14 protein-coding genes are annotated in these 16,928 nt (G+C 68.6%); 7 read left to right on the top strand and 7 right to left on the bottom strand.

Annotated features, from left to right (window positions below; all coding sequences use genetic code 11):
* The first annotated feature begins 77 nt into the window (after window positions 1–77).
* Both ligA and BM175_RS01895 read left to right on the top strand, forming a co-directional pair.
* Window positions 78–2,564, top strand: a complete 2,487-nt coding sequence (gene ligA, locus BM175_RS01900) for an NAD-dependent DNA ligase LigA (RefSeq protein ID WP_090958430.1) — start codon at window positions 78–80, stop codon at window positions 2,562–2,564.
* Window positions 2,565–2,596: 32 nt separating this feature from the next.
* A complete protein-coding gene (locus BM175_RS01895; RefSeq protein WP_090958427.1) occupies window positions 2,597–3,454 on the top strand; it encodes a 3'-5' exonuclease in 858 nt (285 codons plus the stop codon).
* Between the two features lie 83 nt (window positions 3,455–3,537).
* Here BM175_RS01895 and BM175_RS01890 read toward each other — a convergent pair whose 3' ends face one another.
* The 5 genes from BM175_RS01890 to BM175_RS01870 form a co-directional block, all read right to left on the bottom strand.
* Window positions 3,538–4,530, bottom strand: a complete 993-nt coding sequence (locus tag BM175_RS01890; protein ID WP_090958425.1) for a Tim44 domain-containing protein — start codon at window positions 4,528–4,530, stop codon at window positions 3,538–3,540.
* A gap of 134 nt (window positions 4,531–4,664) precedes the next feature.
* Window positions 4,665–6,032, bottom strand: a complete 1,368-nt coding sequence (locus tag BM175_RS01885) for a hypothetical protein (RefSeq protein ID WP_139224550.1) — start codon at window positions 6,030–6,032, stop codon at window positions 4,665–4,667.
* A gap of 123 nt (window positions 6,033–6,155) precedes the next feature.
* Window positions 6,156–6,554 (bottom strand): GtrA family protein, encoded by a 399-nt coding sequence (locus BM175_RS01880; RefSeq protein WP_139224549.1) that lies wholly within the window; start codon window positions 6,552–6,554, stop codon window positions 6,156–6,158.
* Between the two features lie 5 nt (window positions 6,555–6,559).
* Window positions 6,560–7,570, bottom strand: a complete 1,011-nt coding sequence (locus BM175_RS01875; protein WP_244545824.1) for a glycosyltransferase family 2 protein — start codon at window positions 7,568–7,570, stop codon at window positions 6,560–6,562.
* An 84-nt stretch (window positions 7,571–7,654) separates the two neighbouring features.
* Window positions 7,655–8,308: an LbetaH domain-containing protein gene (locus BM175_RS01870; protein WP_090958419.1), complete on the bottom strand. Its 654-nt coding sequence runs from the start codon at window positions 8,306–8,308 to the stop codon at window positions 7,655–7,657.
* 83 nt (window positions 8,309–8,391) lie between these two features.
* Here BM175_RS01870 and BM175_RS01865 point away from each other — a divergent pair, with 83 nt between their 5' ends.
* Complete coding sequence (locus BM175_RS01865) at window positions 8,392–9,015, top strand: SCO family protein (RefSeq protein ID WP_090958418.1); 624 nt, start codon at window positions 8,392–8,394, stop codon at window positions 9,013–9,015.
* 49 nt (window positions 9,016–9,064) lie between these two features.
* Window positions 9,065–9,943, top strand: coding sequence for a 50S ribosomal protein L11 methyltransferase (locus BM175_RS01860; protein ID WP_090958415.1), 879 nt, complete (start codon window positions 9,065–9,067; stop codon window positions 9,941–9,943).
* A gap of 114 nt (window positions 9,944–10,057) precedes the next feature.
* Here BM175_RS01860 and BM175_RS01855 read toward each other — a convergent pair whose 3' ends face one another.
* Window positions 10,058–10,264 carry a hypothetical protein gene (locus tag BM175_RS01855; RefSeq protein ID WP_055888443.1) on the bottom strand — a complete coding sequence of 69 codons (207 nt, stop codon included), beginning with the start codon at window positions 10,262–10,264 and terminating at the stop codon, window positions 10,058–10,060.
* Window positions 10,265–10,436: 172 nt separating this feature from the next.
* A complete protein-coding gene (locus BM175_RS01850; protein ID WP_090958412.1) occupies window positions 10,437–10,919 on the bottom strand; it encodes a MerR family transcriptional regulator in 483 nt (160 codons plus the stop codon).
* 270 nt (window positions 10,920–11,189) lie between these two features.
* Between BM175_RS01850 and BM175_RS01845 the strand changes: the two genes are divergently transcribed.
* The 3 genes from BM175_RS01845 (at window position 11,190) to BM175_RS01835 (ending at window position 16,922) form a co-directional block, all read left to right on the top strand.
* Entirely contained in the window at window positions 11,190–15,098 is a 3,909-nt protein-coding gene (locus BM175_RS01845; protein WP_090958410.1) for a peptidoglycan-binding protein, read from the top strand.
* Between the two features lie 97 nt (window positions 15,099–15,195).
* Window positions 15,196–16,128 (top strand): sulfite exporter TauE/SafE family protein, encoded by a 933-nt coding sequence (locus BM175_RS01840; RefSeq protein WP_090958408.1) that lies wholly within the window; start codon window positions 15,196–15,198, stop codon window positions 16,126–16,128.
* A 17-nt stretch (window positions 16,129–16,145) separates the two neighbouring features.
* A complete protein-coding gene (locus BM175_RS01835) occupies window positions 16,146–16,922 on the top strand; it encodes a TIGR02186 family protein (protein WP_090958406.1) in 777 nt (258 codons plus the stop codon).
* Window positions 16,923–16,928: the final 6 nt, after the last annotated feature.

Below are 16,928 nucleotides of genomic sequence, written 5' to 3'. Positions count from 1 at the left end.
AGATACGGGATTTTCGCGCGGGCTGCCCCAGAATCGGTGTACCCGCCTCAGCGTCCCCGTTTCAGTCGAGCCAGCCCATGTCCGACCGTCCCGCCCTTGATGCGATGACCCCCGATGAGGCCGCAGCCGAGCTCGAGCGGCTGGCTCTGGAGATGGCCGAGCACGACCGGCGCTACTACGAGGACGACGCACCGACCGTCACCGACGCCGAGTACGACGCGCTGCGCAAGCGCAACGCGGCGCTCGAGGCGCGTTTCCCCGATCTCGTGCGCAGCGACTCACCCTCGCGAAAAGTCGGCGCCGCGCCCTCCGCGAAGTTCGCCAAGATCCGGCACGCCGTGCCGATGCTCTCGCTCGACAACGCCTTTTCCGACGAGGACGTCGCCGATTTCGCGCGGCGCGTTCGGCGGTTCCTGGGGCTCGGCGACGACGCAAGGCTCGCCATCACGGCCGAGCCGAAGATCGACGGACTGTCGCTGTCGCTGCGTTACGAGAAGGGTCGGCTCGTTTCGGCCGCAACGCGCGGCGACGGGCAGGTGGGCGAGGACGTGACCGCCAACGCGCGCACGCTGGACGACATTCCGGATCGGCTGAAGGGCTTTGCGCCGGACGTCTTCGAGGTGCGGGGCGAGGTCTACATGACCCATGCCGACTTTGCCGCCCTCAACGCCCGGCTCGTCGCCGAAGCGGGCGAGGGGGAAGGGGCGAAGGCCGCGCGCCAGTTCGCCAACCCGCGCAACGCCGCTGCCGGGTCGCTGCGCCAGAAGGACCCCAAGGTAACGAAATCGCGGCCGCTGCGCTTCTTCGCCTATGCGTGGGGCGAGACGAGCGAACTACCGGGGGAGACGCAGAGTGCGGTCGTCGCGGCGCTGCAGGACATGGGCTTCCAGACCAACACCGTTCCGCAGTTCGGGCAGGGCGAACCACTGATGCGGCGGCTCGACACTGTGGACGGCCTCATCGAGCACTACCGACGCATCGAGACGGCGCGTGCACGGCTCGGCTACGACATCGACGGCGTGGTCTACAAGGTTGACGACCTCGACCAGCAGCGCGAGCTCGGCTTCGTCTCGCGTGCGCCGCGCTGGGCGATCGCGCACAAGTTCTCCGCCGAGCAGGCGACGACCACCGTCGAGGAGATCGTCATCAATGTCGGGCGCACCGGCAAGCTCGCCCCGCTCGCCAAGCTGACGCCGGTGACGGTCGGCGGCGTCGTCGTCTCCAACGTGACGCTGCACAACGAGGACTACGTGGCCGGGCGCGATGCCGACGGCCAGCCGATCCGTGGCGGGCGCGACGTGCGCATCGGCGACACGGTGGTGATCCAGCGCGCGGGCGACGTGATCCCGCAGGTGGTGGACGTTGTCATCGAGAAGCGGCCGGCGGATGCACAGCCCTTCCGCTATCCCGACCACTGCCCGGTCTGCGGCTCGAAGGCCGAGCGCGAGATCAACCCGCGCACGGGACGGCTCGACTCCGTGCGCCGCTGCACCGCCGCGATGACGTGTCCCGCCCAGGCCAAGGAGGGGCTGAAACACTTCGTCTCGCGCAATGCCTTCGATATCGAGGGCCTGGGCGAGACCTTCGTCGAGGAGCTGTTCGACGCCGGCCTTCTGCGCCAGCCGGCGGACATCTTCCGGCTCGAGTTCGAGCCGCTGCGCGAGGCGATCGAGGCGCGACGCCGGGCGCTCTCCGAGGCTCGCCGGCAGGCCGAGGGAAAGGCCGAGCCGGCCAAACCCGCCAAGAAGGCGGAGACCTCGAAGGCGATCGACAATCTTCTTGCCGCGATCGACGCACGCAAGACCGTGTCGCTCGACCGCTTCATCTTCGCGCTCGGCATCCCCGAGATCGGGGAAAGCTCCGCCAAGGCGCTGGCACGGCATTTCGACGACGTGCCCACGCTGGTCGCGGGCATCGATGCTGCGCGCGATGGGCAACCGGGCGAGGATTGGGCCGAGCTCAGCGCGCTGCGCACCATCGGCGGGACGACGTTCGAACGCCTGATGGCGGTGGACGACGCCAAGCTCGCCGACTTCGACTGGAAGCCGCTGCGCGACGCGGATCTGAGTCTCAAGGCGAACCAGCGCGTGGTCCTGCGCGAGCGCTACGGCGAGGAGGGCGACGGGTTCGTCGAGGCCCTTCGCCGCGCCAAGGCGGGCGGTCCGGGCGAGGCGTTCCTCCGGCTCACGCGCGACAGCGACATCGGCACGGTCGCGACGCTGTCGTTGATCCACTTCTTCGCCGAGCTGCACAACCGCGAGGCGGTCGGGGCGCTGCTGAAGGCCAGCGTTTCGACCACCAACGAGCGGGCAGCTTCGCCGCCGGCGTCCTCGCCCGTCAACGGCAAGACGGTGGTCTTCACCGGCACCCTGGAGAAGATGACGCGCTCCGAGGCCAAGGATCGGGCGGAAGCGCTGGGGGCGAAGGTGTCCGGATCGGTGTCGAAGAAAACCGACCTCGTGGTCGCCGGACCCGGTGCCGGCTCCAAACTGACCGACGCCCAGAAGCATGGCGTCAAGGTGATCTCCGAGGACGACTGGCTTGCGCTGATCGGGGAAGCCTGATTCAACCGGGCATCCCATCCGCCCGGAATGCCATGACCGTCGTCGCCCTCGATTTCGAGACCGCCAACCAGAGCCCCGACAGCGCCTGTGCGATCGGCCTCGCCTTCGTGGAAGGCGACCGGATCACGCGGCGGTTCCACACGCTGATCCGGCCGCCGGAGATGCGCTTCGACTGGGGCAACATCCGCGTCCACGGCATTCGGCCGGAGGACGTGATGGACGCGCCGAGCTTCGCTGACGTGTGGGACGAAATCTCCGACGTCTTCGACGGCGCGCTGGTGCTGGCGCACAACGCCTCGTTCGACATGAACGTCCTCAAGCGTTCGGCCGCGCGGTTCGGGCTTGACCTGCCGGCGTTCCGCTCGTTCTGCACCGTCTCGATGGCGCGCCGGCTCTGGCCGGACGAGCCGAGCCGCAAGCTCTCGGCGCTGGCGACGAAGTTCGGCATCGGGTTCCGCCACCACGACGCGGGGGAGGACGCCTTTGCCTGCGCGGCGATCGCGCTGGAGGGCGTTCGCGCGGCGGGCGCGGTGGACGTAAAGCACCTTGCCGCCACGATGGGTCTCGCGCGCACGGTGACGGCCGATGCGGCGCCGCGCAAGGGCGGGGTCGCTGCGCGTGCCATGGCGGCACGTGGCGTGACGACGCCTGGCCAGCTTCGCTTCCGCGTCGCCGGAAGCCGCGGCACCCCTTACGAGATCGAAGCGATACCGAACGCACGAGGACAGCTGCGCCTCGCCTGCACCTGTCCGGCCTCGCGCTTTCGCGCCGACTGCAAGCACCGCGCCGCATTGCGGCTCGGCGATCTCTCCGCCGTGGTCGGGCTGACGCCGGACATCGAGCGGGTGCTGGCGGCCGTCCTCTCTTCGCCGATGCGCGGCGCCGCCTGACCGAACGCTCCCCCAAACGAAAAGCCCGCCGGTTCCGATGAACCGACGGGCCTCGTTCGATGACGTGTTGGAAGGGCTCAGGCTTACTGGATGGCCGAGAGCTTCCACTCGTCCTTGAAGTCGCGCAGGAAAGTCCAGACTTCGGTGGACTCGACCGGTGCGCCGCCGCCTTCGCGGATCGCACCCGTTTCGCGGTCGCGCACGGTCTCGACCATCGAGTATCGCATGGCGACGGTCGCGTATTCGCGCGAGCCTTCCTTCCAGCTTTCCGCCACGTCGCCCTGCAGCAGCGTCACGTCGCGCGCTTCGACGCGGATGCCCTTCGAGGCGTTGGTCGCCAGTTCCTCGGACAGGTAGGAGGCGACCTCCGGCGTCGTGATCTCGCGCAGCTTGGCGTAATCCTCGCGGCTGAACGCGTCCTGCAACGTCTGGAGGCGGTTCTCGAAGATATCGAGGTCGGCCGCAGTGATGCGAAGCTGATCGACGCCCGGAGCCCCGGTCGGGGCGGCGGCCTGCGCGCCGGCATAGCCACGCGCGCCGGCGGCCTGACCCCCTTGCGGGGCGCGCTGGCCGAGGCCTTCGTACATCGAGCGATTGCCCATCTCGTTCGGGCGCCCGCCGGCCATCGCCGTCTGGCCTGCCGAGCGGCGACGGAACAGGCGGATCACGAACCAGACCACGAGACCGATCAGCAGCGCCTGGACCAGCAGGCCGAGCATGCCGGCCAAGCCGCCGAAGCCGGTGCCCATCAGGAGGCCGAACAGGCCGCCGATCACGAGGCCGCGCATCAGCGCGCCACCGAAGCCGCCGCCGAACAGGCCCGAGCGCGCGCCCGGACGCGCCGCCGCAGCCGCGCCGGCGGCTGGAGCGGCCGCGCTCGGCGAGGTCATCGAACGCTGGACCGGAGCCGCCGCAGGCGCGGTATTGGTGGCCGGTGCGGACTGATAGGTGCGCGCGCCCCGGCTGCCGAAGCTGCCGCCGCGCCGCGCCTCAGCGTAGTCGATCGCCGCAAGCGAAAAGGTCAACGCCAGCACGCTCATGAGAGCGAGCCCGCGCGTCTTGGCCGAGGTGCCCATCGGGTCGTTTCCTTCCGGTCTGCCGTCTATCCTGCGGTCTCATATAGGAGGCCGGGTTGAGGGCTGGAAAGGATTCGCCCCAGCGATGAGGGCGCGGGACGATCACAACTTCGAAAGCTGCAGAGCTGTTCAGCTTATTCGGCGACGATCCGGGACTTGCTGAAATATTGCATCATGGCCCGCAGAGGCCGGGGCGTTGCGTCTTCGTCACGAAAATCGCCTGCGGGAGCGTAAATACTCCCGATGATTTCGCCGCGATGCGACAGGCGCAGTTTCATCTCGGGATCGGGCGACAGCGCGTCTTGCCAGTTGGCTGCGCGCGCCTGCAGGATCTCGCCGTATCGAGCAATGTCATGGGCGATCGCGGCCGGCATATGGGCGGCACTGCTCGCCACCGCGACGACCGATGCGACGGCCATCCAGGCGACGCCCCGGCGCCGAAGCGGCACGGCCCAAGGAGACCATGCGAGCAACCAGCCGATGGCGACCAGCGCCACGACGACCAGTTGCGAACGGATGGTCTGATGACGCTCGCAGCAGTTCACGCCGAACTGGTAATAGGCAGCGAAGAGCGAGAACAGGGCGCTCGCCAGAGCCGCGAGCGCGAAGCACGCGACGACGAGGCGCAGGCCAGATTGCTCGGTGCCAGGGATGCGTGAAAAGGCGAGGATGCAAAGGACGAGAAGCGCTGCGCGGGATACGAGACCGAGCGCGAACCCTTGCGGTGTGGATGGTCCGAGGTCGATTGACAGCGCGTCGGCGGGGAAGGTCGACAGCGACCATCCGATGCTGGGCAGGGGGTGGCGCGCAATGGTCGCGTCGAAGATCTCGGCCTCGCTTCCGAACCTCGCGTTCGCCAGCATGAACAGGATGGTCAGGCCGGCAAGCAGCGGGGCGAGAAACATCGCGTCCCGCCGGCGCACCGCAAGTGCGCCCGTGTCGCGCCAGCGTCCGCCGACGGAAAGCAGAAGGCCTGCCGCGCCGAAGGCGACCGCGAAGAAGGCGCCGACCTCCGAGGCCATCGCCGCCAGCGAGACGCAGCCTGCGACCAGCCCATCGAGGCGACCGGTTCGATGCCCGGCCAAAACGAGGCACAGCAGGGGAGCCGCGATCAGGGCGATGGACGGGATGTAGGCCGCAGCCGCCTGCGACCAGTAGAACACTTCCGCCACCGGGTGCCCGGACAGGAAAAGGGCGAGAACCGTCAGGGCGACCAGTAGAGCCGCCCGGCGCGCGACGGGATCACTCGTCCGAATCAGCGCCGCCGGCGCGAGACAGGCGAGGATCAGAAGGCTCCAGAGGCAGAGGAGAAACGTGCCCGTCAATTGCCGCCCGGTCGCGTGGACGACGGAGGAATAGACGTAGAGCAGCGTCTCCGAGAGCGGGCGGGGGCTCCAACTCGTGAATCGACCGAAAAGTGCGGACAATCCCCTGTCGCGAAAGGCCCTCATCATCAGAAGCTCGTCCATCTGCCAGTGGCCGAGCGGCGTGAGCGCAAGCATCGCCAGAACGAGTACGATGGGAAGAGCTATGGCCAGCACAAGGACAGCCGCGCTTTGCGGATGGCTTGCTGCAAGTCGCTGACCGCGCACGCGTAAGTCGAAGAGGGCAGACACGATGAGCCTTCAGGTCTTGGGCTGGCCGATCGCCGTCGCGAAAGACCAGCGGGCGTTGAGCGCGTAGGTGGCAAAGAGGCAGAAGGCGGTCGCAGCGATCTGGGCGGACAGCGGCTGCCAGCGCGCCCAGCCGACCAGCAGCGTGACGATCGACAGGTTGAGGACGAGGCCGAACGCCGCAACGGCAAGAAATCGGGGGGCCGCCTCGCGATGCGGATGCTGCGAGGCGAAGGTGACGGAGCGGTTCAGCCAGTAGTTCACGACGGCCCCGAGAACATATCCGGCGCAGGAGGCAAGAAGCACCGGGGCCGTGAGCGACAGGAGGCCGAGGAAGAGTCCGTAGTGCGCGGTCGTGCCGGCGCCGCCGACCAGCGCGTAGGCGAAGAAGCGCCGAAGCGACCGGTCCATCGCCGTCACGAGCGCTCGCTCGAAGGCTCGCCGCCGAAGCGAGCGCGCACGAAGTAGAGGGGGCGGCGCTTCGACTCCATGTAGATGCGGCCGATATACTCGCCGATCATGCCCATGCCGATCATCTGCAGGCCGCCGAACAGGAGGATCAGGACGGTGAGCGACGCGTAGCCCGGCACGTCGACGCCGAGGACCAGCGTGCGAACGGCGACGGCGAGCGCATAGACCAACGCGCCGGCCGCCACGACGAAGCCGGCATAGGTCCAGATCCGCAGCGGCAGGGTCGAGAAGCTGGTGATGCCTTCGAGCGCTAAGTTCCAGAGCTTCCAGCCGGAGAACTTGCTGCGGCCCGCCGCCCTGGGCTGACGGACATAATCGACGCAGGCAGTGCGGAAGCCGGCCCAGGCGAACAGGCCCTTCATGAAGCGGCAGCTTTCCGGCATCGCGTTCAGCGCGTCGACGACGCGGCGGTCCATCAGGCGGAAGTCGCCGGCATTCTCCGGCAGGTCGATGTCGGTCATCCGGCCGTGGAGGCGATAGAAGGCGTTCGCGGTCTCGCGCTTCAGAAAGCCGTCGCAGGACCGGTCGACGCGCCGCGCGATCACCACCTCGAACCCCTCGCGCCACCGCTCGACGAGGCGCGGGATCACTTCGGGCGGGTCTTGCAGGTCGGCGTCGAACGGAACGACGGCGTCGCCGCGCGCCTCGGTCAGGCCCGCCGACAGCGCCGCTTCCTTGCCGAAGTTGCGCGACAGGTCGACGACGCGGATCGACGGATCGCGCAGCGTCTGCCCGATCAGGAAGGCAAGCGTTCCATCCGTGCTGCCGTCGTTGACGAAGACGATCTCGTGCCGCAGCCCTGGCAAGGCCCGAAGGATCGGTTGCATGCGCTCGAGAAAAAGCGGCAGCACCTCCTCCTCGTTGAAGCAGGGAACCAGGAGCGAGACGAGCGGAGCTTGAGGTTCGTCCTCGTCGATCCGCGACGCCCAATAGGTCTCGTTGCTGTCCTTCGGCACGCGCGACACCAACCATAGGTTGCGTAATGCCGTGTCCTTGTCATTCCGAGGGTTGCGTTGGCAAGTGCAATTCGTCGGCCTTGCTCAACTTTCGGTGGAGTCCCACCGATCTAAGAAAGCCTCGGGCGACAGCGTCTGCATGTCGGCCACAGCCTCGAACAGCTTTTCCTTCGGCCAGTCCCACCAGGCGAGCCTTTGGAAGCCTGCCGCGACCTCGGGCGAAAAGCGCGCTCGCAGCACGCGGGCGGGAACGCCGGCGACGATCGTGTAGGGTTCGACGTCTCGGCTAACCACCGCGGACGCGCCGATCACGGCCCCGGTCCCGATCGAGACGCCGGGCAGGATCACCGCCCCGTGGCCGATCCAGACATCGTGGCCGATCTCGACGCGGCGTGCGAGGCGACGCTCGCGGAACTGCTCGTCGACGCCTTGCCAGCGGAAATACTCGTTCGGCCGGTAGCTGATCTTGTGGGTGGTCACGCGCTCGACGGGGTGTTCCAGCGCATTGATGCGCACGTGCGCGGCGATCGAGCAGAACTTGCCGATCACGGCGTGCGTCGCTTCGCCGCCGCGCTCAAAATAGGTGTAGTTGCCGATCGCGACGTCGCGCAGCACGACGCGCGGACCGATGTCGCAATGGCGGCCAAGGCGCGTCTGCTTCAGTTCGGCGCTCGGATGGATGCGCGGCTCGTCGGGCCGGAACCGCAGATCGTCGCTCGCCGGCTCGCCGTCCTTCATTCCGCCCTCGGTCCGTGTTCTGCCGCGGCCTTGGATGCGGCGGATCAATCCTGTATCCGAGACCGCATCGAAGGAGCAATGCGATGACCGATCCGACCCCTGGCCCCAGCCGACGCCGACTGCCGGTGCTGCGCTACGCGCTGTGGTTCCTTGTGGCGGCGGTGCTGGCGCTTTTGGTTCTCGTCTGGGCCTTCGGCCGGGCCGAGATGCAGGAGGTGTCGGATGCCGCGCCCTTCGGCACCAGCTTTTCGCTGGTCGACCAGAACGGTGCGCCGGTCACCGAGGCGGCGCTGCGCAGCCGCCCGACCGCCTTGTTCTTCGGCTTCACCCATTGCCCCGACGTCTGCCCGACGACGCTCTATGAACTGAGCGGCTATCAGAAGGCGCTGAAGGAGAAGGGCAAGGATCTCGGCATCGTGTTCGTGACGGTCGATCCCGAGCGCGACACGCCGGAGATCCTGAAGACCTATGTCGGCGCCCTGTCGCCGGACATCACCGCCGTCACTGGCAAGCCGGAGGACGTCGCGGCGATGCTGAAGGGCTACGGCGCCTATTCCAAGAAGGTGCCGCAGGGCGACGACTACACGATGGATCACACCGCATCCGTGATCCTTCTCGACAGGGCGGGGCGCTTCGTCGGCACCATCGCCTACGGCGAGAACCCCGACACCGCGCGGGGCAAGCTGGAGCGGCTCGTCACGCTGTGACGGGGTGGGCGGTCCGGCCGCCGGTTCATTTTCGAGAAGTGAGGTCGTGTTGGGTCAGGTCCGTTTCCATGCGCGCTCCGAGCGCCCGCCCGCCGAGGCGCTTTATGACCGGCTCGACCAGCGGTTCGGCGAGGAGGGCTCGCCCGTCGCGCTGACCGAGATCGACGAGGCCGCCCAAATCTTCGAGGTGTCCGTCTATTTCGAGGATGCCGAGACTGTGGACCTCGACGCCGTCCGGGAAGCGTTCGCCGACTTCGAGCCGGAGCGCGAGGACCTGCCGGAGATCGACTGGATGGCCGAGGTGCTGGCCGGGCTCAAGCCGGTTCGCGCGGGGCGCTTCCTGGTGCATGGGGCGCACGATCGACACAAGGTGCTGCCCAACGACCTGGCGATCGAGATCGAGGCGGGACAGGCTTTCGGCACCGGCCACCATGGCACAACCGCCGGCTGCCTCACGATGATCGAGACCGTGGTGCGTCGCCGCCGGCCGCGCAACGCGCTGGATCTTGGCACCGGCAGCGCCGTGCTGGCGATCGCCTTCGCCAAGCTGGCGCGGCGTCCCGTGCTGGCGACCGACATCGACCCGGTCGCGATCGCCGTCGCGCGCGACAACGTACGGGCCAACGGCGTCGCGCGTTATGTCGAGACGGCGACAGCCACCGGCTTCGGCTCGCCGGCCTTCCGGCGCTCGGCGCCCTTCGATCTCGTGATCGCCAACATCCTCGCCGGGCCGCTGATGCAACTCGCCCCGCAGGTGGCGCGGCATCTTTCCGACGACGGCGACGTCGTCCTGTCGGGGATCCTCGACCGGCAGCGCGATGCGGTCCTGTCCGCCTATCGTATTCAGGGCCTGTTCCACCGGCAGACGCTGCGGCGCGGCGAGTGGGTCACGCTGCATCTCTGCCGCAACCGCGCCGGAGCGCTTTGATCGGACGGGGAGGGGCGGGAAGCCGCAGCGAGCCTTCGAACGACAAAAGGCCCGGCAATCTGCCGAGCCCTTTCAATTTCGCATGGGAGAGCGAGGCGAGCCTCGCGCCGCCGGTCAGGGACGCTGCGGTGCGCTCGCCTCGAACATCGAGCCGCGGCGCGAGATCATGTGGATCGTCGGCTCGGACTCCAGATACATCGGACGGGCAGTACCATGGGCGAAGCGGCTGGACGGACGGGCGCGGTCGGCTCCCGGACGGCGGGCGGTGGCGCCGATCTGCGTCGGGAAGGACCCGGTACGTTCGGTGCGGACGTTCAACATGCTAACCTCTCGGGACTGCTTTCTCGGGCTCCCTGAGACATATATGCTGCATCGCGATATGAGCAGCTACCCCTTCCGGCGCATAGGTCCCCCGTCGAAGTTGCACGGCAATTCGTGCAAAATCTTCATCATTCCTTCACGAAAGGCTTGATCCGGGTCGGCCGCGACGCTGCTACTTCTCGTCCAGCATCTTCTGCAGTCGTTCGCTGACCACGTCGAGAGCGACGTCCATCGCCTCGAGCGACCGGTCGATCTCCTGCCTTTGATCCTGAAGCACGACCTTCTGCTCGGCCATGCGCTGGAGCGCCACCTCGAGCTGCTTTCGCGCTCCGTTCGGCTGGTGGTAGACGTCGATGATCTGCTTGGCCTCGGTCAGCGAGAAGCCGAGAAGCTTGGCCGTCAGCACGAGCCGCAGGCGCATGCGGTCGCGGCGCGAATAGATTCGCGTCGTGCCCTGTCGCTCGGGCTGGAGGAGCCCCCGGTCCTCATAGAACCTCAGGGTACGCAGCGACACTCCGAACTCGCGGGCAAGATCGCCGATGCGGAAGCTGTCCCCGACCTCGCTTGAACCCTCGGAGCCATAGCCCAGAAGGGTTTCGATGCTCAGACCGGCTTCTGTCTCGTCGTTCGGATCGTCCGACTTCGGATGTTTCATGATGTCTCACTCATCACCCGCCCATAACACACGAGTGTACTTCATCGCGACCATGATTTCGTAAGCCTGCCGCATGAAAAATATTTATCGGTGCAGGCGCCGGATCGACAAGGCGCGACGGGTCCAAATCCAGCCTCGCTCCCGGTTAGGTTTTTAAATCCTTAACCAGAGGACCACTGCTTAACCCTTCGTTAAGCCGCGCGGTCGTGAACTCAGGCAGAGCGGTCGTGCCCGCAGGCAGGCGGCGGCGGGCGGCGGAAGGAGCGGGACATGGGGCAGAACGAAGCGAAGGTGAGGCAGCGTCCCGAGGATGCGCCGGCGGCGTCGGACGGGTCGTTCTCGTCGCTCAGCAAGACGCTGGAAGATCTGGAGCAGCGGTTGAGTCGTCTGTCGTCCACCAAGACGGCCGCGGCCGCGCCGGCCGAGGAGCCGGCGGAGGCCACCGCGACCCGATCGGCCGGTGAGAAGCTGCGCGTCGCGGCCGAGGCGCGCCGTGCCCGCCGTCCCTCGCTGACCGCCGCCGTATCCAACGTTGCCGTCGAAAGCGTGCTCGCCTCCGAGGCGGACGAGCCGCATCGCCGGGCCGCCGCCGGCCGTCGCATCGGCACCATCGCTGCCGAGGTCGAGCAGCTGCAGATGCAGAATGCCTCGATCGCGCTGATCAAGGATCTGGCGGCCGAGCTGACCCTTCTGCGCGGCGACATCCAGAGCCGCATCGGCACCGACACCGACGAGCGCATCCGCGATCTCCAGACTTCGTTCGCCGAGTTGAAGCGCATGATCTCCGAGCGCGACGCGCCCGAGAGCATCGGCGCCGAGATCTTCGAGATCATGGAGCAGCTGACCGAGCTGACCGCCGGCACCGCCGACCAGGCGTCGCTCGAGGCGCTGCGCGGTGATCTCGACGCGGTCGCCCTGATGGTCGGGCAGATGGCTCGCGAGGAGTCGCTCGAGGCCGTCAAGCGCCGCTGGGACGCGTTCGAGACGCGCATCTCCGAGCACATGTCGCTTGACGCCGAAGCCAAGCGCAACCTGAAGGTCGAACTGGAGCGCCTGCGCACCTCGCTGCGTTCGCTCGCCACGGAAGACCAGGTGCTCGCGGTCCAGCAGCGCTGGGAGGAGTTCGAGGCCCGTTACCTCGATACCGCCCGCGTGCAGGCCGAGGAGTCGGTCGCCAACGTCCTACGCACCGAGCTTGACGGCCTGCGCGAGAAGCTCGACGCGATCGTCGCCGAGAATGGCCAGGAGGCGATGGACGCCCGCTTCGAGGCGCTCGCCGAGCGTCTCGACATCGGTGAGCTGGAGGCCGGCGTCAGCCGTCTCGGCGAGCGGATGCGCGAGATCGAGCACGCGCTCATGCGCATGCCCGAAATCCTGCAGATCGACCAGCTCGAAATGCGCGTCGCCGCGCTTGCCCAGAGCATCGAGATCCTGACGCAGGAGGTGCGCGAGCCCGACCTGTCGCATTTCGCCCTTCTCGAGGAGCGCCTCGACGAGATCGCTGCGGCGCTCGCCAGCCAGCCCGCCCCAGCGGTCGCGCAGATCGACATGGCGCCGGTGGAGCGCATCGAGGCGCGCGTCGCCGACCTCACCGGCCGGATCGACAAGCTGGCCGACCAGCGCGGCGTCGAAGCCCTGTCGTCGCAGATCGCGGCGCTGGCCGAGCGCGTCGAGGACATCGGCGCGGCCGCGCCCACGTCCGATCTCGGCGAGCGGATCGACACGCTGGCCGAGCGCGTCGAGACCCTGTTCCGCCGCACCGGCGGTGCCGACACGGCGGCCTTCGAAGAGCGCCTGACGGCGATCGCACAGCGTCTCGAGGACTCCGCTTCGGCGCGCGTCGTCGACCCCGAGGTCATCGTCGCCCTGGAAACGCAGATCACCCGCATGACGCAGATCCTGGCCGGCGTGCCGGGTGCGTCGGTGGAGGATGCCGGCGCCGTCAGCCAGCGTCTCGATGCGATCGAGCGCCAGCTCGACGAGAACCGCGACAACGTCGTCGCCGCGGCCCGTGCGGCGGCCGAAGAGGCTGTGCGGCGCATGAGGGTCGAGGACGCGCGTCGCGAGACCGGCTTCGTCCAGGAACTCGCGCAGGACATGCGCAACCTCGAGGCCCTGTGCCGCGAGAGCGACGAGCGCACCTTCGGCGTGTTCGACGCGGTCCATGCGACGCTTCTGAAGATCGTCGAGCGTCTCACCCTGATCGAGCAGGAAATGCGCGGCCAGCCGGTCGAGCGTGCGGCGGCCCCGATGCTGCGTCCCGCCACGATCGAGACCGCCCCGATCGCCGAGGCTCCGGTTTCGGTGACGCCGCCGGCCGCGGAGATCGTCGCCGCGTCCGACGCGCCGGTCTTCGCCGAGCGCGCGGCTGCGGCCGACGCGGCGGCGGACGAGGAGCCCAAGGGCCTGCGCGCCGCGCTCCAGCGCCATATCGGACGCCGGACCGCGCGCACGAAGGCCGACGCCAGCGCCGTGCCGAGCCTTGCCGAGCGCATCCGCCCGACCCCGATCGTCGAGGAGTCGACCTCGGTCGATGCCCCCTCGTCGGAGGCCGACGAGCCTAAGGCTGCGGTTCTCGAGGCGCCCGAGCTCGACCCGGCCGACAGCCTGATCTCGCGCGAGGCCAACCGCCCGCTGGAGCCGGGCTCCGGCGCGCCCGACATCGCCGCCCTCATCGAGCGCGTCCGCCAGCAGCAGCGCGGCGAGGAGCCGGCGCCCGAGCCGATGGCGAAGGCCGACTTCATCGCCGCCGCCCGCAAGGCCGCCATGGCCGCCGCGGCCGAGGCGGAGGCCCTGCGCGAGCGCGAGGAGCGCGGCGAGGATCTGGCCGGCAAGCCGGCCGCCAACCGCCGCAAGCCGATCCTGATGGGCGTCGGCGCCGTGCTTCTGGCCCTGATGGCCGTGCCGTTCGGCATCGATCGTCTGTCGCCGAAGCAGGAGGCCGCTGTCGGTCTCGGCGAGACCGCCACCGTTGCCGCCGCACCCGCACCGGTCGCCGTGCCCGAGACATCCGCGGTATCGTCCGAGCCGGTGGATGTCGCCGCCCTCGCTCGCCAGCCCATGCCTGCCGAGATGCCGTCGATGACGGAAACCGGTCCCGCCGTCGCGGAGGCTCCCGCCGCCCCGGCGATCCCGCAGGGCTTCGCGGAAACCGCGCCGGCTCGTCCGGACATGGTCGATGTCCCCTCGCAGACGTCGGTCGCCGAGCCGAGCCCCGCGCCGCTCGTCGAGACCGCGGTGGCGTCGCCTGCTGCCGTCGAGCCGGGCGCGCTTCTCGCCTCGGTGCGCCAGCAGCTTCCCGAAGCGGCCCGTGGCGCCATGCCCGCGCTGCCCCAAGGCATCGCGTCCGAGGCGCTCGCCAAGGCGGTCAGCGCCGAGGACCCGAAGGCCCTTTTCGAGATCGGCCTGCGCGTGATGGAAGGGCGCAACGCGCCGAGCGATCCCGCAGCGGCGCTCGCCTGGTTCGCCCAGTCCGCGACGCGCGGCTTCGCGCCGGCGCAGTACAGCCTCGGCACGCTCTACGAGAAGGGCAACGGCGTGGAGCGCAACGCGGCCACGGCTCGCGACTGGTATCTCCTGGCCGCCGAGCAGGGCAATGTGCGCGCCATGCACAACCTCGCGGTGCTCTATGCCACCGGGATCGACGGCAAGTCGGAGCCGGCGAACGCCGCCAAGTGGTTCATCCAGGCCGCCGACCACGGCATGCGCGACAGCCAGTACAACCTCGGCATCCTGTTTGCCCGCGGTGCCGGCGTCGAGCAGGACCTCGCCAAGTCCTACCGCTGGTTCGGCATCGTGGCATCGGCGGGCGACAAGGACGCCGCCGCCAAGATGCAGGAGGTCGGCAAGACCATGTCGCCCGAGCAGCGTCAGGCGCTCGATACCGAAATCGCCAGCTGGAGCGCGCAGCCGCGCGTCGAGACCGCCAACACGGTCGAGATCCCGGACGACTGGTCCGAGACCGCCGGCCGTACGGCCTCGGTCGACATGAGCCGCGCCATCCGCAACGTCCAGGCGATCCTGATCAAGCTCGGCTACGATCCCGGCCAGCCGGACGGCAAGGTCGGCGCCCGGACCGAAGCGGCGATCCGCCAGTTCCAGGGCAAGGCCGGCCTCGAGGCGACCGGCAAGGTCGACGAGCCGCTGATCCGCGCGCTTCTGGAGCGCAAGGACGCCTGAGACCCGGCGCTTCGCGTTTGACTTGGGGGAGGGGTTCGGGCCAAGAGGTCCGGACCCCTTTTCCGTTCCGGTGGATCGGCTTGGCGGAACCGCGCGCGTGACATTCTATCTCCCGATCGCCGAGATCACCGTCAACGTCTTCGTCATCGTCGGGATGGGCGCGGCCGTCGGCTTCCTGTCGGGCATGTTCGGGGTGGGCGGCGGCTTCCTGATCACGCCGCTCCTCATCTTCTACAACATCCCCCCCGCGGTCGCCGTCGCCACCGGCGCCAACCAAGTGATCGCCGCGTCGTTCTCCGGGGCGCTCGCGCACTACAAGCGCGGCACCGTCGACCTGAAGCTCGCCGCCATGCTGATCGGCGGGGGCGTCGTCGGATCGGTAGTGGGCGTCGGCGTCTACACGCTCCTGCGCCGGATCGGCCAGCTCGATCTCGCGGTCTCCATGCTCTACGTCGTGATGCTCGGCACCGTGGGCGTCCTGATGATGAACGAGAGCCTGCGCGCCATGCGCCGGGTGCGCAGCGGCGGTTCGGGCGAGGTGCTGCGGCGTTCCGGCCACCACAGCTGGGTGCACCGCCTGCCGTTCAAGACCCGCTTCAAGCGGTCCAAGCTCTACGTCTCGCTGGTGCCCGTGCTCGGCCTCGGCTTTATCATCGGCCTCCTCGGATCGGTGATGGGCGTCGGCGGCGGTTTCATCATGGTGCCGGCGATGATCTATCTCCTGCGCGTCCCGACGAGCGTCGTGATCGGCACGTCGCTGGTCCAGATCATGGTGACGGCGGCCGCCACCACCGTGTTGCAGGCTGCCACCAACGAGACGGTGGACGTGGTGCTTGCCTTCCTCCTGATGCTGGGTGGCGTGGTCGGGGCGCAGTTCGGCGCCGAGGCTGGCCGCAAGCTTCGCGGCGAGCAGCTTCGAGCGCTTTTAGCGCTCCTCGTGCTTGCGGTTGCCGGCCGGCTTCTGGTCGAGCTCGTCGTGCCGCCCTCCGAGCCCTATTCCATCACGCTGCCGAGCGGAGAGAGCGGGTGAGGGCGCGGCGGAGCCTCATGGCCGCGGCGCTCGTTCTCCTGCTGCCGGCTGCGGCGCTGGCGCAGGACAACCCGGCACCCCTCACCGAGACGTTCGAGATCGGCCTGTCCACCGAGACGATCTCCGTCGGCACCAACTTCGGCGGCTCGCGCCTCGTCGTCTTCGGCGCGCTGGACAATGCCGATCAGCGCCTCGTGCGCCAGGGGCGCTACGACATCGTGGTGATCCTGGAAGGTCCGCGCCGCGACATCGTGGTCCGCGAGAAGGAACGCACGCTCGGCCTCTGGATCAACCGCGCGGCCGAGCGCTTCAACGGCGTGCCGAGTTCCTACTCGCTCGTCTCGACGCGGCCGCTGCGCGACATCGCTCCGGCGGTGACGCTGCGCCAGCTCGACATCGGCGTCGAGAACCTCGAGTTCGACGCGCCAAGCCTTCGCACCGTGCGTCCGGAGCGCAAGGCGGAGTTCTCCGACGCGGTGAAGCGTCTCGGCGAGCAGTCGGCGCTCTACGGCCAGACCTCTGGCGGGATCGAGTTCGTCAGCGCCACCCTGTTTCGCGCCAATCTCCAGCTGCCCGCCGATCTGCCGGTCGGCCGCCACGTCGCGCGTGCGATCCTGTTTCGCGAAGGGATCTTCGTGCGAGAGAGATCGAAGGATCTTTGGGTGGTCAAGACGGGCGTCGAGAGCCAGATATCCCGCTTCGCCGCGACGAACGGCTTCTTCTATGGGCTGCTCGCCGTCGGGGTGGCGGTGTTCACCGGCTGGTTCGGCCGGCTTGTCTTCAAACGGGACTGATCGAAA

Origin of the sequence: Aureimonas phyllosphaerae (genome assembly GCF_900113065.1) — a bacterium.
GTDB lineage: Bacteria > Pseudomonadota > Alphaproteobacteria > Rhizobiales > Rhizobiaceae > Aureimonas > Aureimonas phyllosphaerae.
Note: the sequence above shows the minus strand (reverse complement) of the source record. Positions and strands in the feature narration are given on the sequence as shown.